This is a genomic window from Streptomyces sp. NBC_00328, from assembly GCF_036139655.1.
In the GTDB taxonomy this organism is placed as follows: Bacteria; Actinomycetota; Actinomycetes; order Streptomycetales; family Streptomycetaceae; genus Streptomyces.
In genome coordinates this window covers 2,544,950-2,569,208 of sequence record NZ_CP108013.1, presented here as the reverse complement: position 1 = coordinate 2,569,208, position 24,259 = coordinate 2,544,950, and the positions used below count along the sequence as shown (strand labels likewise).

Here is a 24,259-nt window from a genome sequence, read left to right as displayed (position 1 = left end):
CCGCTGTACCGCCCTTCGTGTCCGATCAGGTCAATTCTGCTACGAACGCCAGGCCTCGATCGGATTGCCCAGCCAGCGGGTGTCGTCGGGAACGGACTCCGCCGCCATCACGAGCGACGCGGGACCCAGAGTGGAGCGGGCCCCGACGGTGCTGCCGGGCAGGACGATTCCGCCCGGACCCAAAGTGGCGCCCTCACGGAGGACCACAGTATCCGTCCGCAAGATCCGGTCGTGGAAGAGGTGGGTCTGCAGGACACAGCCCCGGTTGACCGTGACCGCGTCCCCGAGCGTCACGAGGTCCGTCTCGGGCAGCCAGTAACTCTCGACCCACGTGCCCCTGCCGATCCGGGCGCCCAGGCCGCGCAGCCACGCCGTCATCAGCGGAGTACCCGGAACGGATCCCGCCAGCCACGGCACCGCGACGACCTCCACGAACGTGTCGGCCAGCTCGTTGCGCCACACGAAACCGCTCCACAGCGGGTGCTCACCGGCACGGTGCCGGCCGACCAGCAGCCACTTCGCCACGATGGAGACGAGGCACGCGAGCACGCCCACCGCGAGCAGCACGGCCCCCGAGAACGCCCAAGCCCACGGTCCCAGCGCGCACAGCGCGGCGACCGTCAGTACGGCCAGCGCCGCCGAACAGAACACCGGCACCAGCCGGCACAGCTCCACCAGACCGCGGGCCCACAGCAGCCGGGCGGGCGGGTCGTAGGTACGGCTCTGATCGCCGCCCTGCGCCGCACGCGGCAGCTTCATCGGCGGCAGCCCCAGATAGGAGCTGCCCTTCTTCGCCTTCTTCGGCGTCGCCGACAGCACACCGACCAGTCCGCCGTCCGGCACACTGCGGCCAGGAGCGGTCATCCCGGAGTTGCCGAGGAACGCCCGGCGGCCGATCTCGGCCCGCCCGATACGCATCCAGCCGCCACCGAGCTCGTACGGCGCGGTCAGTGTGTCGTCGGCGAGGAACGCGCCCTCGCCGACCGTCGTCAGACTCGGCAGCGCGAGCACGGTCGACACCTCGGCGCCCCGGCCGATCCGCATGCCGAGCAGTCGCAGCCACACCGGCGTGATCAGCCCCGCGTACAGCGGGAACAGCGTCTCCCGGGAGAGGTCCATCAACTGCGTGACCGTCCAGGCCTGCCAGCCGATCCGGCTGTGCGTGGGATGCGTGCCCTCGTGCAGCCCGAGACTCAGCAGCCGTACGGCGACCAGGAGCAGCAGCGCGTACGCGAGACCGAACGCGAGCGTCGCCGGAACCAGGGCGATCCCGGCACCGCGCAGCGCCGCACCGAGCCCGGCGTCCGCGCTCACGAACACCCGGGCCACCAGCAGCGCCGCGACGGCGGCCAGCACCGGCAGCGCGCTCAGCGCGAGCCCGGTCGCGCCGTACATCACCCGCCAGTACGTGCCGCGCTGCGGCCGCTCCTTGGGCCACGCGTGCTTCGCCTTGCCGAGCTTGACCGCGGGCGCCCCGGCCCAGCGCTGCCCGGTCGGAATCTGGCCCGCCACGGCGGAGCCCGGCGCCACCTCGGCGCGCTTGCCCACCCGGGCCCCCGGGAAGAGGATGCTGCGCGTCCCGACCACGGCACCGGCGCCCACCTTCACCGGGCCGATCTCCAGCCGGTCGCCGTCCAGCCAGTACCCCGACAGGTCCACCTCGGACCCGACGGCGGCACCCCGGCCCATCTTGAGCATGCCGGTCACCGGCGGCAGCGAGTGCAGATCCACGTCCGGGCCGACCCTGGCGCCCAGCGCACGGGCGTACCGCTCCAGCCAGGACCCGGTCAGCGAGGTCGCGCCGCTGAACCCGGCGAGCCGCTCGGCCGTCCACAGCCGCAGATGGACACTCCCGCCGCGCGGGTACCGTCCGGGCCTCACACCGCGCAGCAGCAGCCGCGCGCCGCCCGCCGCGACGGCGAGCCGCCCGGGCGGGCTGTAGAGAACCAGCGCACCGGCGCCCACCAGCCACCACGAGGCGCCCGGCGCCCACGGATACGGGCCGAACCAGTGCAGTACGTTGCCGAGCGCGGCCAGCGCCACCGTCCAGCGCAGCCCGAGCAGGCTGAACAGCGGGATCAGGACGAGCAGCTGGACCAGCTTGGCGCGCAGCGGGACCGGCGCGACGATCCGCTCGGCGCCGTCGTCCTGGCCGGACTTCTCCAGATGCCGGGCCAGCTTGCGCAGCACGGGCTGCTGATAGATGTCGAGCACGGCGGCGTTCGGGTAACGGGCGCGCAGCTTCGTGGTGAGCTGGGCAGCCGCGAGACTGCTGCCGCCGATCGCGAAGAAGTCGTCGCCGGCTCCGCCGACGGGGATGCCCAGTACCTCGCTCCACTGCTCGGCGAGCCAGGCCTCGGTGCCGTACAGCTGCTCCTTGGCCCCGCCGGTCTCCAGACCCTCCAGCGGCCAGGGCAGCGCGTTGCGGTCGACCTTGCCCGACGTCCGGGTCGGCAGGTCCTCGACCGGCGCGATCAGCGGCACCAGCGCTGCGGGCAGCTCGGCGCGCAGCTTCTCGACGGCGGCCGCCTGGTCCCAGCCGTCCTGGGTCACGACATAGCCGACGAGGAGCTGATTGCCGCCGCGAGCGGTCCGCACGGCGGCCGCGGCGCCCGCGACCCCGGGCAGCGCCTGGAGCGCGGCGTCCACCTCACCCAGCTCGATCCGGCGTCCGCCGAGCTTGATCTGCTCGTCGGCCCGCCCGAGGAAGATCAGCCCCTCGGGTTCGGCCTTGACCAGGTCACCGCTGCGGTACGCCCGCTCCCAGCCCAGCGAGGCGAGCGGCGCGTACTTCTCGGCGTCCTTCTCCGCGTCGAGATAGCGGGCGAGTCCCACCCCGCCGATCACGAGCTGGCCGCTGCCGCCCATCGGCACCGGCTCGTCCGCCTCGTCGACGACCGCGAGCTCCCAGCCGTTGAGCGGCAGCCCGATGCGGATGGGCTCGTCGCCGGTCAGCAGCGAGGCACAGGCCACGACGGTCGCCTCGGTCGGCCCGTACGTGTTCCACACCTCCCGGCCCTCGGTCACCAGGCGCTGCGTCAGCTCGGGCGGGCAGGCCTCACCGCCGAAGATCAGCAGCCGGACGTCGTTGAGGGTCTCCGGCTCCCACAGGGCGGCGAGCGTGGGCACGGTGGAGACGACGGAGATGTCCTGCTCCGCCAGCCAGGGCCCCAGGTCGGCGCCGCTGCGCACCTGGGAGCGCGGTACGGGCACCAGACAGGCCCCGTACCGCCAGGCCAGCCACATCTCCTCGCAGGAGGCGTCGAAGGCGACGGAGAGGCCCGCCATGACCCGGTCACCGGGGCCGATCGGCTCCTCGGTCAGGAAGAGGTCGGCCTCCGCGTCGACGAAGGCCGCGGCGCTGCGATGGCTCACGGCCACGCCCTTGGGCTTGCCGGTGGAACCCGAGGTGAAGATGATCCACGCGTCGTGCTCGACACCGGGCCGCCCGGCGGGAATCTCCGAGCGTCCGTCGACGGTCAGCTCGAGCCCCGCGCCGACGACCGCGCGCACACCGGCCTCGCCGAACACCAGCTCGGCCCGTTCGTCCGGGTCCTCGGCGTCCACCGGGACATAGGCGGCCCCGGCCGCGAGGACGGCGAGGATCGCCACGTACAGCTCGTTCGTACCCGACGGGACCCGTACGCCGACCCGGTCGCCGAGACCGACCCCGGCCTCCGCGAGCCGCCACCGCACGGCCTCGACCTCGGCGGCCAGGGCCCGGTAGCTGAGGGCGCGCCGGCCGTCGTCCAGAGCGGGCTCGTCGGGGTACGCCCGTACGGAGGCATCGAGGATGTCGACTAGCGTGCGCGGCGAGGCGGCCGAGGCGGCGGAGAAGCGCGCCTGGTCACCGAACTCCGCACGCACCTCGTCGTCGGACAACGCGACTGCGGGGCCTTGCTGGAGGGCTGCCATCGGGTCCTCACGTGTTGTTCCCGGATGCTCCGGGGAGCCGGTGGGCCCGCAGGTACGCCTGGGGATATTCCGGTCCAGCTCCGAACAAGCCTGCAATTTTAGTACGACGCTAGCTTCGGACCTGCGGATCAGCGATGCGAGGCGTCCCTGAGGGGGACTTCCCATCCCCTGCTCCAGTGCTGTGACGTGGGGGTATGTCAGCGTGACGAGATCTGCCCCACATCTTTCCGTGACGCCGTGGACACAGTGAGCGAGGGCCCCGATCCGATGATCGGGGCCCTCGCCCGCCGTGCCGGGTGACGCTGGGCGGCGCTGTTCCTCGGTGCGGTCCCGCCGGGTCAGCCCGTGGTGCAGGAGACCGTCGGCCACGTCCACGTGCCGTTGGTCTGAACGGTGACGCCGAAGGTGTTGCCGTTGCCGTTGGGTCTGGCCGTCAGGACCTGGGCGCTGGGGTAGGCGGCCGTGATGTTCCAGGTGGCGATGATCTTCTCGGGCGCGGGCACGTTCATCGTCACGGTCCAGGTGCTGGAACCGGTGACCGTGACGTTGAGGTTGTACCGGTCGCTCCACTGCTGGCCGGCGGACAGGGTGGCGGTGCACCCGCCACCGCCGCCACCCGAGCCGCCGCCGTCGGGAGCCACGGCACGGCCGGTCCCCGGGGAGATCATCCCGGCGCACAGGCCGCGCGAGGCCAGTCCCTGCGCGATGCGCGGGATCGCGGCGATCGTGTTGGCCGGCCAGTCGTGCATGAGGATGATCTGGCCGTTGGTGAGCCGGCCGGCCGCCTGGACGATCGCGTCGGTGCTCGCGCCGTTCCAGTCCTGCGAGTCGACGTCCCAGATGATCTCGGTCAGCCCGTACTTGGCCTCGACGGCCTTCACCGTCGCGTTGGTCTCTCCGTACGGCGGACGGAACAGTTTCGGCGTGCCGCCGCCGGCGCCGGAGATGGCCTGCTGGGTCCGGGAGATCTCCGAGTCGATCTGCGCCTGGTTCTGCTGGACGAGGTGCGGGTGGGTGTAGCTGTGGTTGCCCACCCACATGCCGGCGTCGACCTGGGCCCGTACCTGCGCGGGGTTGGACGCCGCGTACTGGCCCTCGTTGAACATCGTGGCCCGCAGCCCGTTCTGCTTGAGGGCGTTGAGCAGGGTCGACGTGGTGCTGGACGGCCCGTCGTCGAAGGTGAGTCCGACGTACCCGTTGCAGGTGGCGGCGTGCGCGGGTCCGGCGTCGAGGGCGAGGGGGCTCGCGGCGGCCGTCGCGACGACGGCCAGTCCCGTGATCAGCGTGCGTAACGAGCGAAGTCGTCCGGACGCCGTCCGGATTCTCGTGCGGAAGGTCATGCGAAGGGGTCCTTCAGCCTCGGGGGTGGGGGAGGGGGGTCAGCTCGCGCTGCAGGAGACCGTGGGCCAGGTCCAGTTGCCGTTGGTCTGGACGGTGACGCCGAAGGTGTTGCCGCTGCCGTTGGGTTTGGCCGTCAGGACCTGGGCGCTGGGGTAGGCGGCGCTGATGTTCCAGGTCGAGAGGATCTTCGCCGGGGCCGGGACGTTCATCGTCACGGTCCAGTTGCTCGATCCGGTGACGGCGACGTTGAGGTTGTAGCGGTCGTTCCACTGCTGGCCCGCGGACAGGGCCGCCGCGCAACCGCCGCCGGTTCCACCGCCCCCGGATCCGCCGCCCGATCCCGCGTCGCCCACCGTGATGTTGGAGTTCCCGCTGCTCTGGTAACCCTCGGTGGCGAGGATCATGTAGTAGCTGAAGCTGCCCAGGTTCATTCCGGCGCGGGCCCAGGCGTCGAAGTGGTTGCCGGTGGTGATGGTCCCGCCCGTCCGCTTCGACTGCCGGACGCTCCAGTACTGGTCGAAGGTGCGGGTGCCCTCGACGGACGGCGCGTTCGTCCGCGTCGTCTTGTAGATGTCGTACGTGCCACCGTCGCTGGTGACCGTGCCTTTGAACGTTCCCGTGGGCCGGTAGGTGCCCCAGTTGTCGACGATGTAGTACTCGACGAGCGGACTGGACGTCCACCCGTAGAGGGCCAGGTAGGCGTTGCCGGACGGGTTGAAGGTGCCCGAGTAGGTCACACTCCTGCGTCCGCCGTTGCTCCAGCCCTTGCCGGCGACGAAGTTCCCGGTGTTGCTCCACGAGGTGCTGTAGTTGCCGCCGGAGCCCAGGTTCATGGACACCGTGCCGCTGCTGTCGGTCCAGAACGAGTAGTAGTACCCGTTGTCGGTGCCGGTCTGGTTCGAGGTGACGACCGTGTCGGCCTGGGCGGTGCCGGGCAGCGTCATGGCGGCCACGGCGACGAGCAGCATGGTGCAGACACCGCTGATGAGCAGCCTGAGGTGACGGAACGCCCCTGAGCGGCCGCCGCGGCGGCCCGGAGGGGGTGCGGGTGCGTCGATCATGTGCGTGTTTCCTCCTCGTTCTCGTGAGGTGGCGCGCTGTGAATCGCCGACAGTTTTGAACCGACCCTGTCAACTGTCAATACTTTCGACGCTCAAGCCGAAACATTCGTCCGCGATGGCAATGGTGATGAGTGGTGTCATCCCTGCTCAGGTGCATCAGATGGCTCGCCCCGGAACGGCCGTCTGTCGATGGTGTCTCGACCAAGATCGGAAAGGGTCACTGATTCTTCGAAAGTTTCGAAAAATCGGCCGACCGTCCGGCAGGTGGTGCGGAGGGGCCAGGGCGTCAGAAGGGGGCCGGACGTGTGGATGCGAAGAGGTCCGGACATGCAAAAGACCCCACATGCAGTGGGGTCTCGCTGGTGTCCGAGGGGGGACTTGAACCCCCACGCCCGATAAAGGGCACTAGCACCTCAAGCTAGCGCGTCTGCCATTCCGCCACCCGGACAAGGTGTTTGTCGCGCGGGTTTCCCTCGCGGCGACAGGTGAAACATTACCAGGCTTTCGAGGGTCCCCGATCACCCCCCGTCGCGGCGTGAACTGCGTGTGACGGGTGGGGGCCGCCCTTGGGCGGGAAGGCGGGTCGGGGAGAGGATGAGGGGGACCACCAGCGGCGGCAGCGGGAGGAAGCAGCGTGAGCGAGAGCGGCACGACCAGGAACGTCACGGGCGAGGACGAGGTCGTGGACCTCTGTCGTGAGCTGATCCGGATCGACACCAGCAACTACGGGGACCACTCGGGCCCCGGCGAGCGCAAGGCCGCGGAGTACGTCGCCGAGAAACTCGCCGAGGTCGGCCTCGAGCCGCGCATCTTCGAGTCGCACAAGGGGCGTGCCTCCACCGTGGCCCGCATCGAGGGGGAGGACCCCTCGCGGCCCGCGCTCCTCATCCACGGCCACACCGATGTCGTACCGGCCAACGCGGCGGACTGGACCCACCACCCCTTCTCCGGCGAGATCGCCGACGGGATGGTCTGGGGCCGCGGCGCGGTCGACATGAAGGACATGGACGCCATGACCCTGGCGGTCGTACGGGAGCGGATGCGCACCGGCCGCAAGCCTCCGCGCGACATCGTCCTCGCCTTCCTCGCCGACGAGGAGGCCGGCGGCACGTGGGGCGCCCGGCATCTGGTCGACAAGCACCCCGATCTCTTCGAGGGCGTCACCGAGGCGATCGGCGAGGTCGGCGGGTTCTCCTTCACGGTCAACGAGAAGCTGCGGCTGTACCTCGTGGAGACCGCGCAGAAGGGCATGCACTGGATGAAGCTGACCGTGGACGGCACCGCCGGCCACGGGTCGATGATCCACAAGGACAACGCGATCACGGAGCTGTCCGAGGCCGTCGGAAGGCTCGGCAGGCACAAGTTCCCGGTGCGGGTGACGAAGACCCTGCGGCACTTCCTCGACGAGCTCGGCGACGCCCTGGGCACCGAGCTCGACCCGGAGAACATGGACGAGACGCTCGCCAGGCTCGGCGGCATCGCCAAGCTCATCGGCGCCTCGCTGCAGAACACGGCCAACCCGACCCAGCTGGGCGCCGGCTACAAGGTCAACGTGATTCCGGGACAGGCCACCGCGCATGTCGACGGCCGCTATCTGCCGGGCTACGAGGAGGAGTTCCTCGCCGACCTCGACCGGATCCTCGGCCCCCGGGTCAAGCGGGAGGACGTGCACGCGGACAAGGCGCTGGAGACCGGCTTCGACGGCGCCCTCGTCGACGCCATGCAGACCGCGCTCTCGGCCGAGGACCCGATCGCGCGTGCCGTTCCCTACATGCTCTCGGCCGGCACCGACGCCAAGTCCTTCGCCGATCTCGGCATCCGCTGCTTCGGGTTCGCCCCGCTGAAGCTGCCCCCGGAGCTGGACTTCGCGGGCATGTTCCACGGGGTCGACGAGCGGGTGCCGGTGGACGCGCTCCAGTTCGGCGTCCGAGTGCTGGACCGATTCATCGACGCGTCGTGACGTGCCGCCGGCGGCACGCCCCGGCACGGTGTCGGCGGGCTGACCTGCCGCGCCGCCGTGGAGGTGCGGGGTGTTGACGCCGGCATTCGTCCACGCGTGCGGGGATCGCCCGGGATGGGTGAATGCGACCATAAGCCCATAGCCCTACTACTTCCTCCTCGTTACAGGTGTTGCGATCCGCTGCATTGGACCGCGTTTTGCCTATCAGGAGGAATAATGATCAAGAAGATCGTCGCCGCCGCCGCTGCCACGGGTGGCCTGGTTCTCGCGGGTGCGGGTCTGGCCGTCGCCGACTCGGGCGCCCAGGGTGCCGCTGTGCAGTCCCCGGGCGTCGCCTCCGGCAACGTCGTTCAGGTGCCCGTCCACGTTCCGGTGAACGTCTGCGGCAACACGGTCTCCGTGATCGGGCTGCTGAACCCCGCCTTCGGCAACGCCTGCTTCAACGACTGACGTTGCGTCCCTTCCCCTGTGGGGGATCCCACGGGTCACCTCTTGAGGGTCACTTCGTGAAGGTCTGAGTCCGTCGGCCCCGGAGTGCGTGCCATGCGCTCCGGGGCCGACCGGCTTTCCCGCGCACGTCCTGTGGCGTGCGCGTGTTCTCGACGGTCCGCGTCCCAAGGACTGTCGGTCCACGTCCCAAGGACTGAAGGCAGGGATTTCAGCTATGCGACAGATCACCCGCAAGGGCCTGATGACCGTGGTGGCGGCCGGTGGTGTGCTCGCGGTCACCGGTGTCTCCGCGCACGCCGACCCGGGGGCGATCGGCTCCGCGTCGGACTCTCCCGGCGTGCTGTCGGGCAACACGGTGCAGGCGCCGGTGCACGTGCCGGTGAACGTCTGCGGAAACACCGTGAACGTGGTCGGGCTGCTCAACCCGGCGATGGGCAACACCTGTGTCAACCACGGCGGCCGAGGCGCTTCGTCCGAAGGCCGGTCCGGTCAGGGCGGTCACAGCGGCCAGGGCGGTCACGCCGGCCGGGGGACCCACTCCGGCGGCGGTTCGCGGGCCGCCGGCAGCGCCGCCCACTCGCCGGGCGTGGGCTCCGGCAACCACGTACAAGTGCCGGTCGACGTTCCGGTGAACGTCTGCGGCAACAGCGTGAACGTCGTGGGGATCGGCAACGCGGCGGCGGGCGACAGCTGCGCGAACGACGCGTCCATCGGCGGCCACCAGACACACCACCCCGGCCGGCCCGGACACCCGGGTCACCCCGGACACCCGGGTCACGACGGTCACTGTGAGCACCCAGGTCACCCGGGTCACCCTGGACACCCGGGCGAGCCCGGTCACCCTGGCCACCCCGGTCATCCCGGAACCCCTGGTCACCCCAGCCACCCTGGTCAGCCCGGTCACCCGGGCAACCCCGGAACCCCGGGTCACCCGGGTACGTCCACCTCGGGCGGCGGCAAGCACCGCGCCGGTGCCGTGCAGGTGGGCCGGCCCGGCTCGGGGGCCGCCGTGCGGACGCCGGGCACGGACGGTGCGCCCCAGCTGGCCCACACGGGCAGTGAGCTGCCGATCGGAGCGGTCGTACCGGCGGGAGCCGCCGCGCTGCTGGCCGGCGCCGTGCTCTACCGCCGGGCGCGCGCCGCGGCGTGAAGCCCTGGCCTGACACGATGACGGTGCGATGATCGCATCGCGAAGTGAGGCGTGGACATCACCCGGCGCGCAGGTCTGATCGCTGCGCGGCACGACCGGGACCGGGACGCCACGGCCTTCCCCCCATGGAGTGACGGTGCGGGCCCCGTGATGACGGGGCCCGCACCGGCTCAGCGGCCTTCCGTCACCACGTGGCGCGTACCTGGCGGATGATCCGCCGGCGCAGCCGCACTCTGCGGCTGCCGTCACGGAGCAGGCTCAGGCGGTCCAACTCCCAGTGTCCGTACTCGGCATGGTCCGTCAGCAGACGTGTCGTGTCCTTGCGGGAGACCCCGCGAGGTACGTACACGTCGACAAATTCGTATTCCGGCATCGCATCTATTGTGCGGGCAGAGGCCCTGTACGGATAGCGTCTGCACTATGTCTGATGCTGTGCAGCCCACCGCTGCCGAGGTACGCGCCGCCGCAGAGGCGGTCAAGACCGCACTCGACCGCCACCTGGCCGCGGTCGAGCGCAGGACGGGCGATGACGACCCGGACGTCTACGAGGCTTTCAACGAGCTCGCCGCGGCGGCCGAGGAGTATGACGAGCTCCTCTACGACCGCTATGACGAGGTCACGCCCTTCGAGATCCCCGGCGGTGACGACACCCTGCCTCCGTACACCGGACCCGAGGAGCCGAACGCGCTGAGCGTGGTGATCCGCCGGGACTACGCGGTGGTGGAGCCGCAGCGACTGCTGGCACAGGCCCAGCGGGTGGAGGCGGTGGAGGAGGACGGCGCCACCGCCGACGAAGGCTTCGACGCGGCGTCCGGCACCGTTCACGGCGCGCTCGGGGTCCTCTTCGGAGAGTTCGAGCCGGACGAGATCGCCTCCCGGCACAAGGAATTCGGACTGGAGGAGGGCGACTCCACGCTCTGGGTGACCGCCGCCGACGAACCGGCCGAGCCCGGTGAATGGCTGGAGACACCCTTCGAGTCGATCGACCCGCAGCGTGTCGTCTGCCGCTTCGACGTCAGCGCGGTGTTCGACGAGGAGTCGGACGACGACCTGGACGACGATCTGGACAACGACCTCGGCTCCGACGGGGAGACCGAGTCCCTGGACCCGCTGGACGCGGATCGCTGAGCCGGCCCGGCACGGACCGGCGTACGCGGGTGGCGGTCACCGGATTCCGGTGACCGCCACCCGCGTTTTCCGGGGTCGCGGGAGCGCGGGTGCCGATTCAGCCCGTCGTCGGTGTCTGCGCCTTCAGCAGGGACTGGAGGCGGGTTGTGCGCGGTTTCTGCGGGACCTCGGCCACCGCGTGCGGCAGCGCCTGCTCCACCCCGTGCACGACGGAGAGATGACGCTCGGCCCGCCCGAAGGCCGTGTAGACCCAGGGCCGGGTCAGGGCCGCCGCGGCGTCGCCCGGGAGCACCACGACCGCGGCCGGCCAGCGCAGACCCACCGCCTGGTGCGCGGTGAGCGCCCAGCCGTGCCGCACGGTCTGCTCCACCCTCTCCTTCGGTACGACCACGGGGGCGCCCGAGCAGTCCAGGTGCAGCCCCTCGGCGTCGGCCTTCACCACCCGGCCCGGCAGCGCCCGGCCCGGTGCGGGGGAGTGGACGATCCGGTCGCCCGGGTCGAAGCCGCCGAAACGGCCGGGACCGGGGTTCAGCCGCTCCTTGAGCGCGGTGTTCAGCGCGCGGGTGCCGACCGCGCCACCGTGCCCCGGGGTGATGACCTGCGTCTGTTCGGCCGGGACGCCGATCGCGCGCGGCACCGAGTCCGCGACGAGCTGGACCGTCCGGTGGACCGCCTCGCCCGCGTCGCGCACCGGGACGATCACGACCTCCTTGCCGGGCGCCTCGACCTGGTTGAGCTCGCCGATGCCGATCCCGGAGACCAGCTCGCCGATGGGCCCGGGGTCAGGGGTCCGCGAGGCCACCTGCGGGCAGGCGCGGGCGGCGAGCAGGTCCGCGAAGACCCGGCCCGGGCCCGCCGACCACAGCACGCCCGGATCACCGCTCAGCACGAGCCGCGCCCCGTCCGGCAGCGACTCCACGAGCATCGCCGCCGTCTCGACGTCGAGCTGCGGAGCGTCCAGGACGACCAGGACGTCCAGGTCCAGGGCGCCCTCCGCGTCCCGGCCCGGTCCTTCGGAGCCGGAGAGAAGTCCGGCGACCGTGGCGGCTTCCGTCGCCGCGCCGTCCGTGGGGTGCTCCGCGGCGCCGTCCGCAGGCCTGTGTCCGGCCGCGAAGGCGTCGCGCCCGCCGGAGGTGTGCGCGGCGGCCCAGCCGCGCAGGCCGAGCGCGCGTGCCGCGTGCAGCAGCGCCGCCGCCTCGGACCGCGAGGCCTCGCCGCCGGTGTGCAGCACGAGGCCGTGGGCGGCGACCGCCCGGATCAGCTCCCCGGCGGAGCGGGGGGCCGAGGAGGCGGCCCGCTCCCATTCGGCGGCCGAACCGTCCTGCTTCGGCACCGAGTTCATCAGCCGGGCGAGTCCGTCGGCGAGGCTCTCCTCGGCCAGCGCGTACCGCTCCAGGCCGATCAGGATCCGCACCGGCTGTTCCTGCGGCTCCTCCGTGTCGTCCGGGGCCGCCGGGGCCGGGGGAGCGGCGTCCAGCGCGTCCTGGAAGGCCAGGGCCTCGCCCTCCGCGAGAGCGCTCTGCACGGCCGCGTCCGGGTCCGGCACCGAGCGCTGGGAGAGCGCGGCGATGAGGGCCGGGGCGTCCAGCGCGGTGTGCCCGGCGACGGCCGCCTGCTCCAGCAGCCACACGGTCAGAGCCGTGCCGCGGCGTTCGTCGTCCGGGCGGCACTCCGCGCCGAGCAGCGTCCGGGCGAACCCGTCGGTCTGCTCGGGGCGCACTCCGGGCACCCGCAGCAACTGCCAGGGATCCTCGCGGAGCAGGTCGTCGGCGCCCTCGCCCAGAACCGCGACGACCTGCGCCGCGAGCGCCTCGGGTGCGCCGGTTCCGGCCAGCACGGCGCGGACGGCGGCGACCGCCTCCGGCGCCGCGCCGGGTGCCGGTGCGGCCTGTGCCACGACCGGCCGCGGTTGCCGTGCGGGTTCCGGGGCGGCCCTGCGCGGAGCGGGATCCGGTTCGCGGAAGGCGGTGGCCGCGGGCTTCTCGCCGCTCTCCACGGCCCGCACCGCCGCGAGCAGGTCCGCGGCCGTGCCGCTGAGCTTGGCCCCGGCCTCGATCGGCGCCTGCTTCTCCGCCTTCCGCCGCTCGATCCGCTCCCGTTCCACACGCTGGGCAGCCAACTCGGCGGCTGCCTCGGACACCTGCGCGGCGCCTTCGGCGGACGCGGTTGCCTCGGCGTCCGTGCCGTCGCCCGCTTCGGCGCCCTCGCCCCCGGAGCCGTCCCCGTCGCCGTCCCCGGGGCGCGGGTCCGCCCGGTCCACGTCCTCGCCCGTCGGCTCAGGGACGCCGGCGGCCGTGTCCGCGCCCGGCGTCCCCGGCTCCGCGTCCTGAGTGGTCTCGGGCTCCGTGCTCACAGCGTGCTCCAGTCGTGATCGGGATAGTGGTGCACCGGGGCCGACACGTCGTCGAGCGCCCGGCAGATCTCGTCAGGAAGACTAAGCGCCTCCACTGACAACGCCGCCGTGAGCTGCTGCGCGTTGCGCGCGCCGACGATGGGGGCGACGACCCCCGGCCGGTCGCGGACCCAGGCGAGGGCCACCTGGAGCGCGGTCACGGCCAGGCCGTCCGCCGCGGTCGTCACCGCCTCCACGACGCCGCTCGCCGTGTCGTCGAGATACGGCGCCACGAAGGGCGCGAGGTGTTCCGAACCGCCCCGGGAGTCGGCCGGCGTCCCGCCCCGGTACTTGCCGGTGAGCACACCACGCCCGAGCGGCGAGGAGGGCAGCAGGCCGACGCCCAGGTCGAGGGCGGCGGGCAGCACCTCCCGCTCGACCCCGCGCTGCAACAGGGAGTACTCCATCTGCGTACTGGCCAGCCGGGTGCGTATACCGGGCGCCGAGAGCTGCCAGGTGGCAGCCTTGGCGAGCTGCCAGCCGCAGAAGTTGGACACGCCCGCGTAGCGCGCGCGGCCGCTGCTGACGGCCAGGTCGAGGGCCTGGAGGGTCTCGTCGAGAGGTGTCAGGGGGTCGTAGCCGTGCACGTGCCACACGTCCACGTAGTCGGTGCCCAGGCGGGCGAGCGAGGCGTCCAGGGCCGGCAGCAGATGACTGCGCGAGCCGTCGAAGCGGCGGTCCGGCTCGCGCACGCTGCCCGCCTTCGTCGAGATGACCAGATCCCGGCGCGGAACGAGCCCTTCCATCAGCTGCCCGAGGAGATACTCGGCCTCCCCGTCGCCGTACACGTCCGCCGTGTCGACGAGGTTCCCGCCCGCTTCCCAGAACGTCTTCAAGAGGTCCGCGGCGTCATGCTCGTCGGTGTCGCGCCCCCAGGTGAGGGTGCCGAGTCCGATCCGGGAAACACGCAGGCCGGTACGGCCGAGATGCCTCTGCTCCATGGACGCCGAGATTACTGTCCGGCACCGGCGGTGTGGGGGCCTGTGGACAACGGAAATCCCGGCGCGGGCGGCCCGGGACGGCCGGTGCCACGGGGCGGCGGACGTCACCGGCGCACGCGGGCACGCGCGAAGGCGGCGCCGGACGGCCGCGAGGGGCCGCGAGGCGCCGGGCACAGGCGGCCCCGGCGGCGCGCCGCGCCCGTACCGGCAACGGGAACGCGCCGCTCCCCGGCGGGGCGCCCGCACGCTAGGGTCTCGGGCACAAGGGACGTTACTGATCGGTAAGGAGATCGGCCATGCAGCTCGGCATCAATCTCGGCTACTGGGGCGCCGGAATGGACGCGGACAACCTCGCCGTCGCCCAGGAGGCAGACCGGCTCGGATACGCCGTCTGCTGGGCGGCCGAGGCGTACGGCTCCGACGCGGCCACCGTGCTCAGCTGGGTCGCCGCCCAGACCGAGCGCATCGACGTCGGTTCGGCCATCTTCCAGATCCCGGCCCGCCAGCCCGCGATGACCGCGATGACCGCCGCGACCCTCGACTCGCTGTCGGGGGGCCGCTTCCGCCTCGGCCTCGGCGTCTCCGGCCCGCAGGTCTCCGAGGGCTGGTACGGCGTCAAGTTCGACAAGCCGCTGGCCCGCACCCGCGAGTACGTGGAGATCGTGCGCAAGGCCATGACGCGAGAGCGGCTGTCCCACGACGGTGAGCACTGGACCCTGCCGCTGCCCGGCGGTCCGGGCAAGCCGCTCAAGCTGACCGTGCACCCGGAGCGCGAGCACATCCCCCTGTACATCGCCGCGATCGGCCCGAAGAACCTGGAGCAGACCGGCGAGATCGCGGACGGCGCGCTGCTCATCTTCCCCTCGGCCGAGCACCTCGAGGACACCGCGATCAGCCACCTGCGCGCGGGCCGCGAGAAGGCCGGGAAGACGATGGAGGGGTTCGACGTCTGCCCGACCCTGCCGCTCGCCGTCGGCGACGACAAGGACGTCCCCGCGCTCGCCGACATGTTCCGCCCGTACACCGCGCTGTACGTCGGCGGCATGGGCAGCTTCAAGCAGAACTTCTACAACCAGCTCGCCCAGCGCATGGGCTACGAGAAGGAAGCCGCCGAGATCCAGACCAAGTACCTGTCCGGCGACAAGGAGGGGGCGGCCGCCGCGATTCCGCACTCGCTGATCGACCAGACGACGCTGCTCGGCTCGGTGGACCGCATCGCCGAGCGCATGAAGGCGTACGCCGCCGTCGGCGTCACCACGCTCACGCTGGCCCCCGCGGGCTTCACTCTGGAGGACCGGATCGCCTCGCTGCGGGCGGGCTCCGAGGCCCTGGAGCGGGCCGGACTCGCGTAACCCCGGCGGAACCGCCGCCGGGAAGGTTCTGCGGCCGTGGTGGGGGCTCGGGGGTCTTCCCCGCCACGGCCGTCACGGGGAACAACGCGCCGACGGCCGCTTGGTTACGCGTCCGGACCCGCCGCGCCGTCCGTCGTTCGGCGGATTTGTCGGACACATCGGTTGCCAGGCCACAAGCAACCCATTTGACTCGTTTTCTGCACAACTCTGCAGAGAGGGTGTCAAAGATGCTGTCCGCCAAGAGCCTGTTCCAGGAAATCCTCGACAACGACGAGTCGTACCGCCTCTTCTGTTCCATCGCCGCCAGCGGGGAGTCGCAGGGCGGCTGGGAGAACGCCCGGATCGCCGCACTGGTCCCCGCGGACGAACGCGCCCTCGCCCCCAAGATCGCCCGGCACGGCGCCGACGAGGACAAGCACGGCCGGATCTTCAACGCCCTCATGAAGAAGCGCGGCCTCGAACCCGTCGAGGTACCGTCCGAGACCGACTACACGATGCTCCTGGAGCGGTACGGCATCGGCCTCGCACACGACAAGCTCAAGGGCGACCAGCCCCTCACCGTGCAGGACATCGTCACCTATCTGGCCCACAGCCGGGTCACCGAACAGCGCGCCTCCGAGCAGATGGACCTGCTGCGCAGGCACTTCGCCGACCACCCCGACATCGGCCGCGCGGTGCGGATGATCGCGGCCGACGAGGACAACCACCTCGCCTACTGCCACGAGGAACTGCTGCGCTTCGCCTACGCCGGCCACGGCCGCGCCATCCAGCGGGCCCTGCGCGAGTGCGCGCTCGCCGAGATCAGGATCTACCGGGACGTCAGCCTCGCCGTGATGGCCCGCATGGGCCGCGTCCTCGGCTGGTCCAGGTCCAGGGCGGCCGTCCTCGCCGCGGGCATCCACGCCGTGTACGCCTACGAGCGGGCCGCGGGCTGGCGCCGCATGGTCACCCTGAAGACGCCCGAGCGGCGCGGCGCGCTCGACGGCCCCGCCACGACCGCGCCCGAATTCGCCTGACCGGCCCGCCTACAGCCAGCCCCTCCGCTTGAAGAGCCGGAACAGCAGGAACTCCAGGACGACCAGGCTCCCGATCACCACCGGATACGACCACCGCCAGTGCAGCTCGGGCATGTGGTCGAAGTTCATGCCGTAGATCCCCGCCACCATCGTGGGGACCGCCGCCATGGCCGCCCACGCGGAGATCTTCCGCATGTCGTCGTTCTGCCGCACGCTCATCTGCGCCAGATGCGCCGAGAGGATGTCCGACACGAGCCGGTCCAGACCCTCCACCGACTCGTTGACCCGCAGGAGGTGGTCGTTGACGTCACGGAAGAACGGCTTCGCCTTCTCGTTCACGAACGGTACGTCCGCCGCCTTCGGGCCCGGGCCCGAGAGCCGGGCCAGCGGCACCGCCAGCGGGACCGTCGCCCTGCGGAACTCCTGGACCTGCCGCTTGAACGCGTAGATCCGCGACGCGGTGTTCCGCGAGCCTCCGGACTGCGGAGAGAAGACCTCGGCCTCCAGGTGCTCCAGGTCGGTGCCGAGCTCGGTGGCCACCTCCAGATAGTGGTCCACCGTGGCATCGGCGATCGCGTACAGCACCGCCGTCGGCCCGTGCCGCATCGTCTCGGGATCCGACTCCAGACGCTCCCGGACCGCCTTGAGAGGCGACTCCTCGCCGTGCCGCACGGTCACCACGAACGAGTCGCCGACGAACACCATGACCTCGCCGGAGGTGACCGTGTCGCTCTCCGGCTCGTACGCCACCGGCTTCAGGACGACGAAGAGCGAATCCTCGTACACCTCGAGCTTGGGGCGCTGATGGGCCTTGAGGGCGTCCTCGACCGCCAGCGGATGGAGCGCGAACTCCTCCGTGACCAGCTCGAACTCGTTCTCCGTGGGCTCGTACAGGCCGATCCACACGAAGGCGTCGCCCACAGCGCGGCACTGGTCCAGGGCGTCGGAGAGGTCACCGCGGTCCTCGGTCCGCCGGCCGTCACGGTAGATGGCGCAGTCGACGATCACGGTGCGGATTCTCCCGCCGTCGGGGCCCCACCGCACACGGGGAGCCGCTTTCCACAGGGCCCGCCGTCTTCCGGGGCCCTCCGTTTACGCTGGGCCGCATGCCCACCCTGATCCTCGTCCGGCACGGACGTTCCACCGCCAACACCGCGGGACTGCTCGCCGGCTGGACACCCGGCGTCGCCCTCGACGAGCGCGGTACGCAGCAGGCCGCGGCCCTGCCCGGCCGGCTGGCCGGGCTGCCGATCGCCGAGGTCGTCACCAGCCCCCTCCAACGCTGCCGGGAGACCGTCCAGCCGCTGCTGGAGGCCCGCCCCGACGTCCCCGTGCACACCGAGGAACGGATCGGGGAGGCCCACTACGGAGACTGGTCGGGCCGCAAGCTCGCCGAGCTCAAGGACGAGCCGCTGATGGACGTCGTCCAGGCGCACCCGTCCGCGGCCGCGTTCCCGGGCGGCGAATCGATGCGCGCGATGCAGACCCGCGCCGCCGAGGCGGTACGCGAGTGGAACGCGCGCGTGGAGCGCGACCACGGCGGTGACGCGGTCTACCTCATGTGTTCGCACGGCGACATCATCAAGTCGCTCGTCGCCGACGCACTCGGACTTCATCTCGACCTCTTTCAACGGATCTCTGTCGAACCGTGTTCCATCACCGCGATCCGTTACACCCGTCTGAGGCCCTTTCTCGTGCGTCTCGGGGACACCGGTGATCTCGCCTCCCTGGCCCCGCGCGAGGAACCGCCGGGCGGCGACGCACCGGTCGGGGGCGGTGCGGGCGCACCGTGATCGTCGGCCGCAGTAGGGTGAAGCGGTCGAACCAGCACAGCAGTTGTCAACCCGTTCTCAGCCGATGCGGGCCGGCGCCGTCAGCCGGCCCCATGCCGATTCAATGGAGACAGGACGTGTCCCGTCAGGTGTTCCTCTACGACCCCCCGGACCGCTTCGTGGCCGGTACGGTCGGGTTGCCCGGACGCCGTACCTTCTTCCTGCAGGCATCCTCCGGCCCCCGGGTGACGAGTGTGGCTCTGGAGAAGACCCAGGTCGCCGCACTCGCCGAGCGGATGGACGAACTCCTCGACGAGGTCGTCCGGCGCACCGGTGGCAGCGCCCCGGTCCCGGCGATGGCCCCGACCGAGGTGTCCGACACCGCCCCCCTCGACACCCCCGTGGAGGAGGAGTTCCGGGTCGGCACCATGGCGCTGGCCTGGGACGGTGAAGAACAGCGCATGATCGTCGAGGCGCAGGCCCTCGTGGAGGTCGAGGCGGAGTCCGACGAGGACCTCGCCGAGGCCGAGGAACGGCTGCTCCAGGACGAGGAGAACGGCCCGCCCATGCTCCGCGTCCGGCTCACCGGCGCGCAGGCCAGAGCCTTCGCCAAGCGCGCACTCGACGTCGTCAACGCCGGCCGGCCCCCCTGCCCGCTGTGCAGCCTCCCGCTCGACCCGGAAGGACACGTATGTCCGCGCCAGAACGGATACCGCCGCGGAGCGTGACGACCGCCGAGCTGCTCGCCCGGGGCGAGCTGAAGGTACGCGGACAGATTCGCGAGGCCTCGAACGCGGTGCTCTACTGCTCCGTGTCCTACGAGGGCCACGAAGCCTTCTGCGTCTACAAGCCCGTCGCCGGGGAGCGTCCGCTGTGGGACTTCCCCGACGGCACGCTCGCCCAGCGCGAGGTCGCGGCCTACGAGGTCTCCGAGGCGACCGGCTGGGGGCTCGTGCCCACCACCGTGCTGCGCGACGGGCCGTACGGCGAGGGCATGTGCCAGATGTGGATCGAGCCGTCCGCCGCCGAGGACGGTGAGGGGCTTCTCGCCCTCGTGGAGGGCGAGGAGCCCGCCGAGGGCTGGAAGGCGATCGGTTTCGCCGAGGTCGGCGAGGGCGGGACGGCCCTGCTCGTGCACGCCGACGACGTCCGGCTGCGGCGGCTCGCCGTCCTCGACGCAGTGATCAACAACGCCGACCGCAAGGGCGGCCATCTGCTGCCCGCGCAGGAAGGCCGCCTCTACGCCATCGACCACGGGGTCACCTTCAACGCCGAGAACAAGCTGCGCACCCTGCTGTGGGGATGGGCGGGGGAGCCGCTCACGGACGAGGCCCTTCAGGTCCTGGCCTCCCTGCGCGACGCCCTGGCCCCGGGCGCCCCCCTGGCCACCCGCCTGGCCGAACTCGTCACCGCCGTCGAGATCGAGGCCACGCGCGCGCGGGTCGAGGCCATGCTCGCGTCCGGAAAGCACCCGGAACCGAGCGGGGACTGGCCCGCGATTCCCTGGCCCCCGGTGTAGCGCGGCGGCGCGTCCGCACCGCGCGACACGGTCTTGCCAACGTCAGTTCATGCCCAGTTCGTATACGGAAGTCCCGTCCGGTTAGGCTCATGCCATGTATGCCTGGCCCGCTTCTGAGGTCCCCGCCCTTCCTGGTGAGGGCCGCGACCTCCGGATCCACGACACCGCGACCGGTGGGCTCGTCACCCTCGACCCCGGTCCCGTCGCCCGAATCTATGTCTGCGGCATCACGCCGTACGACGCCACCCACATGGGACACGCGGCGACCTACAACGCGTTCGACCTGGTGCAGCGCGTGTGGCTCGACACCAAGCGGCAGGTTCACTACGTCCAGAACGTGACGGACGTCGACGACCCGCTGCTGGAGCGGGCCGAGCGCGACGGCGTCGACTGGGTGGGACTCGCCGAGAAGGAGACCGCCCTCTTCCGCGAGGACATGACCGCCCTGCGGATGCTGCCGCCGCGCCACTACATAGGCGCCGTCGAGGCGATACCCGGCATCGTGCCGCTCGTCGAGCGGCTGCGGGACGCCGGAGCCGCCTACGAACTCGAAGGCGACGTCTACTTCTCCGTCGAGACCGACCCCGACTTCGGCAGGGTGTCCAACCTGGACGCCGCGACGATGCGCCTGCTCTCCGCCGAGCGCGGCGGCGACCCGGACCGGCCCGGCAAGAAGAACCCCCTCGACCCGATGCTGTGGATGGCCGCCCGCGACGGCGAGCCGAGCTGGGACGGCGGCTCGCTGGGCCGCGGCCGGCCCGGCTGGCACATCGAGTGCGTCGCCATCGCCCTCGACCACCTGGGCATGAGCTTCGACGTCCAGGGCGGCGGCTCCGATCTCGCCTTCCCGCACCACGAGATGGGTGCCTCGCACGCTCAGGTGCTGACCGGCGAGTTCCCCATGGCCAAGGCGTACGTCCACGCCGGCATGGTCGCGCTCGACGGCGAGAAGATGTCGAAGTCCAAGGGCAACCTCGTCTTCGTGTCCCGGCTGCGGCGAGACGGGGTCGACCCCGCCGCCATCCGGCTGGCGCTGCTGTCCCACCACTACCGCTCCGACTGGGAGTGGACGGACAGCGTCCTCGAAGAGGCACTCGCGCGCCTGGACGACTGGCGGGCCGCGGTGTCGCGTCCCGACGGTCCGTCCGCGGACGCGCTCGTCGAGGAGATCCGCGCCGCGCTCGCCGAGGACCTCGACGCACCGGCCGCGCTCGCCGCGGTCGACCGCTGGGCGGCGCTCCAGCACGAGACGGGCGGCACGGACGAGGGTGCCCCCGGCATCGTCTCGCGGGCCGTCGACGCCCTCCTCGGCGTCGCCCTGTAGTACCTCGTCCCGCCGCACTCCACCGAGCGCGGCGGGACACGCGAGTGCCGGGCGGGGATTCTCCGCCCGGCACTCGCCATGTTCCTGGAACCTCCGTCCCTACCTGGTCACGATGACGGACTGGAGGGCGCCGGTGCCGGTGTCGTAGATCCCGTAGACCTGCTGCCCGAAGGCGAAGGCCTTCTGGACCACGTCGTGGGTCACCGGGTCGGGGTGGACGAGCCTGCGCCAGCCGTTGTCGATGAACAGGTACAGGGCCTGCGGCTGGCCGGGCAGCGGCGTCACGACGTCCTGGAAGTGCTGGGCCATGCCGATGGACAGGGCCCGGGTCTCGACCGCGCTCGGCAGGATCAGCGGCTCACCCTGCTGGATCTGCTGGTGCTGTTGGTGGTGCTGCTGACCGCCGAGCTGCTGGAGCAGTTGCTGGAACGGCTGCTGCTGGCCGAGCTGCTGGAGCTGCTGCTGGAGGTACTGCGGAACCTGCTGCCCGGTCTCGTGCCGGCCGAAGGGCTGCTGAGCCTGCTGCCCCGTCGGCGTCTGCTGCCCGATGAGCGTCTGCTGCCCGATGGGCATCTGCTGTCCGAACGGCTGCTGCTGGGCCATGCCCTGCTGCTGGTAGGGCGATGTGCTCGGGTACTGCTGCTGTCCCTGCTGTCCCTGCTGGCTCATCTGCGGGATCGTGCTCATGCGGGGTGCCACCTTCCATCCATGGTTGGTTGCGTTCCGTCTCGGTCCGGTGGGACCACGTCCTCAGCCCGTCACGACCAGGCCGACGATCTCGTCGTCCGAGAACCAGACCCGTACATCGGGCCGTCCTCCCGCGAAGGCGGAGTGCACCGCCTGACGGATCTCGGGGGACGGGTGGTCGAGGTTGCGCCAGGCACCGGACACGTACAGCCGGAGCCTCGGCGGGAGTTCGCGCGGATACGGCAGCAACTCGTCCCAGTACCGTTCGGCCCGGCCCGAGCCGACCGCCTCCGGCAGCAGACGGGTGACCGCCGCCTTGATGTCGGGCCGGCTGCCGATCCGCTGGGACGCGGGCCGGTCCGGCGCGTCCTGCTGCGGGGAACCCGTGGACCGCAGCAGTTCGCGCGCACGTTCCGGGGACATCGGCGGTCGGCCCGCGGCCCTGAGCATGCCCTGAAGCGCCGCCAGAGCGCCGACCACCACCGGGGAGGCGGAAGAGGTCCCGGAGAACGTGTCCGTGTACCAGGCGATCTCCTCGGCCCCGCCCTGCAGATCGCCGGGCCGGTCCCAGAAGCCACCGGTGGTCGTGACCTCGCGTCCCCAGCCCTGCGCGTCCACGCGCGCGCCGTGGTTGGAGAACGCGAGCCGTGAACGGTCCGGCCCGTGGTCGCGGCCGTGTGTGCCGGGCGGCGGTGCGCCCGCGCCGACCAGGATCGCCCCGGAGGACGGATTGGAGGGGTTGAAGGGATTGCGCCACCACTCCGGGAACTCCGGCGGGCGCCGCTCGTAGAGCGCGTCGTCGAGCGACTCGGCGCCGTTGCCGGCCGCCGCCACCACGAGGATGCCCCGGGAGGTCGCGTCCTGGATGGCGGCGAAGTCGTCGGGCCACCATTCGAGGGCGATGTAGCCCGCCTGGCTGTCGCGTTCCTCGAAGTCGAGCCGGGGTCCAGGAGCGTGCAGTCCGACCAGGATGATGTCGCCGGGGCCCAGCCGTTCCGCCGCCGCGTGGATCGCCGCGGCCGTCCCGATGCCGCGGACGGACGCGGCCGCGGTCACGGCGTCCGGCACGATCCCGGTGATCCCGTGATCGTCGCGGCCGCCGCCGATCACGCCGATGGCCGCGGTCCCGTGGTTGCGCCACGCGAGGTCCGTGTGCGGAGTGCCGACGACCACGCCGGCGAGCTTCGACGCCAGGTCCTCGTGTCCGAGCTGCCAGGCGCCCTCCACGTCGATCACGGTGACGCCCCGGCCCGAACCGCCCGGCCGCTGCCACGCCCAGTACGCGTCGACGCCCTCGGGCGCCGGGCGCAAGTAGCCCTGCCTGCTGGTGAAGTCGGGGGTGACGGGCGCCCCCTCCTTCAGCCGCCGGCCGTCTTCGGAGCTCCCGCCGGTCCACGGTCCCGGTTCCGGCGCCGCGGGAACGGCGCCGGGTTTCACGTACGCCGCGTCGATCCCCGGCAGCGCGGCGATCCGGGCGCGCAGTTCCTGGGCGCGGCTGCCCGCGCCGCGCAGCCGGTAGAAGAGCGCGAGGCCGGGACCGCTCCCGGTACCCGCAGCCGTGGACTGCCGGAGGCGGTCCTCGCTGCCGAACAGCGGCTCCAGGACGAGCTGTTCGTCGCTGAGGAACATGTCGAGGGCCGAGACGTCGGCGCCCGCCGCCGAGCGGACGCCCTCGGCCCGTGCGCGCAGCCTGGCTTCCGGACGGGCGACGACGATCAGTTCCCGCTCGGCTCCTCGGTAGGTGAATCCCGCTCCGTCGGGCCCCGGCCCGGTCGTTCCCGGGCCCTGCGCCGGCTCTACCTGGTCGGTCATCGCGTACCGCTCCCTTCGATCCCTGGGGTGCCGGTCCCTGCGTGTGCCGTTCCCTGCGTGTGCCGTACGCCGTGCCGTGCGCTGTCCTCCGGCCGGCGGCATGCGCCATGTCCCTTGCCGGGGCGGCGCCTTCGAGGCACAACCTGGCACGCCCACGGCGTCCCGTCCACCCCGAATTCGCCAACTTGGTTTGCCGACAAGTTGAATTGGGCAACGTGTGCAATCCGTCCTGAAACAGATGTCACGCCGAATTCAGGCCGAAGGCCAACGAGACGGATGTCATGCAGCGGGGCGGCAGTGGTGGCCGACCGCCGATGGTGCGCCCGGACAGCACTCCTGAGGACGTGTGGGGGCGTGCGGGGACGTGAAGGCGGGGCCGCGGCGATGGGCCCGGACAGCCGGAAGGGGCGGTACGCGTGGCGCGCACCGCCCCTTCGGG

19 protein-coding genes and 1 tRNA gene are annotated in these 24,259 nt (G+C 71.7%); 10 read left to right on the top strand and 10 right to left on the bottom strand.

All coding sequences use genetic code 11. The features are described from left to right. Window positions 1-39: 39 nt before the first annotated feature. The 4 genes from OG485_RS11210 to OG485_RS11195 all read right to left on the bottom strand — a co-directional run bounded on the left by OG485_RS11210 (window position 40) and on the right by OG485_RS11195 (window position 6,765). Window positions 40-3,915, bottom strand: a complete 3,876-nt coding sequence (locus tag OG485_RS11210; protein WP_328667905.1) for a Pls/PosA family non-ribosomal peptide synthetase — start codon at window positions 3,913-3,915, stop codon at window positions 40-42. A 338-nt stretch (window positions 3,916-4,253) separates the two neighbouring features. After that, the gene (locus tag OG485_RS11205) at window positions 4,254-5,255 is read right to left on the bottom strand and encodes a polysaccharide deacetylase family protein (protein ID WP_328667904.1); all 1,002 of its coding nucleotides are present in this window, start codon (window positions 5,253-5,255) and stop codon (window positions 4,254-4,256) included. A gap of 39 nt (window positions 5,256-5,294) precedes the next feature. Next, window positions 5,295-6,317, bottom strand: a complete 1,023-nt coding sequence (locus tag OG485_RS11200; protein WP_443048682.1) for a glycoside hydrolase family 11 protein — start codon at window positions 6,315-6,317, stop codon at window positions 5,295-5,297. Window positions 6,318-6,677: 360 nt separating this feature from the next. Continuing rightward, window positions 6,678-6,765: transfer RNA gene (locus OG485_RS11195), tRNA-Leu, on the bottom strand. Between the two features lie 186 nt (window positions 6,766-6,951). Between OG485_RS11195 and OG485_RS11190 the strand changes: the two genes are divergently transcribed. From OG485_RS11190 to OG485_RS11180, 3 genes are all read left to right on the top strand, one after another. Further along, window positions 6,952-8,277 (top strand): M20/M25/M40 family metallo-hydrolase, encoded by a 1,326-nt coding sequence (locus tag OG485_RS11190; protein ID WP_328667903.1) that lies wholly within the window; start codon window positions 6,952-6,954, stop codon window positions 8,275-8,277. Between the two features lie 216 nt (window positions 8,278-8,493). Further along, window positions 8,494-8,727: a chaplin ChpH gene (gene chpH / locus OG485_RS11185; RefSeq protein ID WP_328667902.1), complete on the top strand. Its 234-nt coding sequence runs from the start codon at window positions 8,494-8,496 to the stop codon at window positions 8,725-8,727. Between the two features lie 214 nt (window positions 8,728-8,941). Beyond that, window positions 8,942-9,877, top strand: coding sequence for a chaplin (locus tag OG485_RS11180; protein ID WP_328667901.1), 936 nt, complete (start codon window positions 8,942-8,944; stop codon window positions 9,875-9,877). Window positions 9,878-10,061: 184 nt separating this feature from the next. Here OG485_RS11180 and OG485_RS11175 read toward each other — a convergent pair whose 3' ends face one another. Continuing rightward, entirely contained in the window at window positions 10,062-10,250 is a 189-nt protein-coding gene (locus OG485_RS11175; RefSeq protein ID WP_326788735.1) for a DUF5703 family protein, read from the bottom strand. A 47-nt stretch (window positions 10,251-10,297) separates the two neighbouring features. Between OG485_RS11175 and OG485_RS11170 the strand changes: the two genes are divergently transcribed. Then, complete coding sequence (locus tag OG485_RS11170; RefSeq protein ID WP_328667900.1) at window positions 10,298-11,005, top strand: hypothetical protein; 708 nt, start codon at window positions 10,298-10,300, stop codon at window positions 11,003-11,005. A gap of 97 nt (window positions 11,006-11,102) precedes the next feature. On the opposite strand, the gene OG485_RS11165 is transcribed toward OG485_RS11170, so the two are convergent. Both OG485_RS11165 and OG485_RS11160 read right to left on the bottom strand, forming a co-directional pair. Beyond that, a complete protein-coding gene (locus tag OG485_RS11165) occupies window positions 11,103-13,358 on the bottom strand; it encodes a helix-hairpin-helix domain-containing protein (RefSeq protein WP_328667899.1) in 2,256 nt (751 codons plus the stop codon). Continuing rightward, window positions 13,355-14,338 carry an aldo/keto reductase gene (locus tag OG485_RS11160; RefSeq protein ID WP_328667898.1) on the bottom strand — a complete coding sequence of 328 codons (984 nt, stop codon included), beginning with the start codon at window positions 14,336-14,338 and terminating at the stop codon, window positions 13,355-13,357. The genes OG485_RS11165 and OG485_RS11160 overlap by 4 nt, the downstream gene beginning before the upstream one ends. A 296-nt stretch (window positions 14,339-14,634) precedes the next feature. Here OG485_RS11160 and OG485_RS11155 point away from each other — a divergent pair, with 296 nt between their 5' ends. Beyond that, entirely contained in the window at window positions 14,635-15,690 is a 1,056-nt protein-coding gene (locus OG485_RS11155; RefSeq protein ID WP_328454228.1) for an LLM class F420-dependent oxidoreductase, read from the top strand. Window positions 15,691-15,917: 227 nt separating this feature from the next. Continuing rightward, window positions 15,918-16,706: a ferritin-like domain-containing protein gene (locus OG485_RS11150; RefSeq protein WP_328667897.1), complete on the top strand. Its 789-nt coding sequence runs from the start codon at window positions 15,918-15,920 to the stop codon at window positions 16,704-16,706. Between the two features lie 9 nt (window positions 16,707-16,715). Here OG485_RS11150 and corA read toward each other — a convergent pair whose 3' ends face one another. Continuing rightward, a complete protein-coding gene (gene corA / locus OG485_RS11145) occupies window positions 16,716-17,714 on the bottom strand; it encodes a magnesium/cobalt transporter CorA (RefSeq protein ID WP_328667896.1) in 999 nt (332 codons plus the stop codon). Window positions 17,715-17,812: 98 nt separating this feature from the next. On the opposite strand from corA, the gene OG485_RS11140 reads away from it, so the two are divergent. The 4 genes from OG485_RS11140 (at window position 17,813) to mshC (ending at window position 21,321) form a co-directional block, all read left to right on the top strand. Continuing rightward, window positions 17,813-18,499 (top strand): histidine phosphatase family protein, encoded by a 687-nt coding sequence (locus OG485_RS11140; protein ID WP_326788749.1) that lies wholly within the window; start codon window positions 17,813-17,815, stop codon window positions 18,497-18,499. A gap of 116 nt (window positions 18,500-18,615) precedes the next feature. Further along, entirely contained in the window at window positions 18,616-19,206 is a 591-nt protein-coding gene (locus OG485_RS11135) for a DUF3090 domain-containing protein (RefSeq protein WP_326788750.1), read from the top strand. Further along, window positions 19,170-19,997, top strand: coding sequence for an SCO1664 family protein (locus OG485_RS11130; protein ID WP_328667895.1), 828 nt, complete (start codon window positions 19,170-19,172; stop codon window positions 19,995-19,997). Before OG485_RS11135 ends, OG485_RS11130 begins: the two co-directional genes overlap by 37 nt. A 94-nt stretch (window positions 19,998-20,091) precedes the next feature. Beyond that, complete coding sequence (gene mshC, locus OG485_RS11125; protein ID WP_328667894.1) at window positions 20,092-21,321, top strand: cysteine--1-D-myo-inosityl 2-amino-2-deoxy-alpha-D-glucopyranoside ligase; 1,230 nt, start codon at window positions 20,092-20,094, stop codon at window positions 21,319-21,321. Between the two features lie 99 nt (window positions 21,322-21,420). Here the strand turns inward: mshC and OG485_RS11120 are convergent, their stop codons facing one another. Beyond that, on the bottom strand, window positions 21,421-22,008 hold the full coding sequence (locus tag OG485_RS11120) for a hypothetical protein (RefSeq protein WP_328667893.1): 588 nt from the start codon (window positions 22,006-22,008) through the stop codon (window positions 21,421-21,423). Between the two features lie 63 nt (window positions 22,009-22,071). Further along, entirely contained in the window at window positions 22,072-23,820 is a 1,749-nt protein-coding gene (locus OG485_RS11115; protein ID WP_328667892.1) for a S8 family peptidase, read from the bottom strand. Window positions 23,821-24,259: the final 439 nt, after the last annotated feature.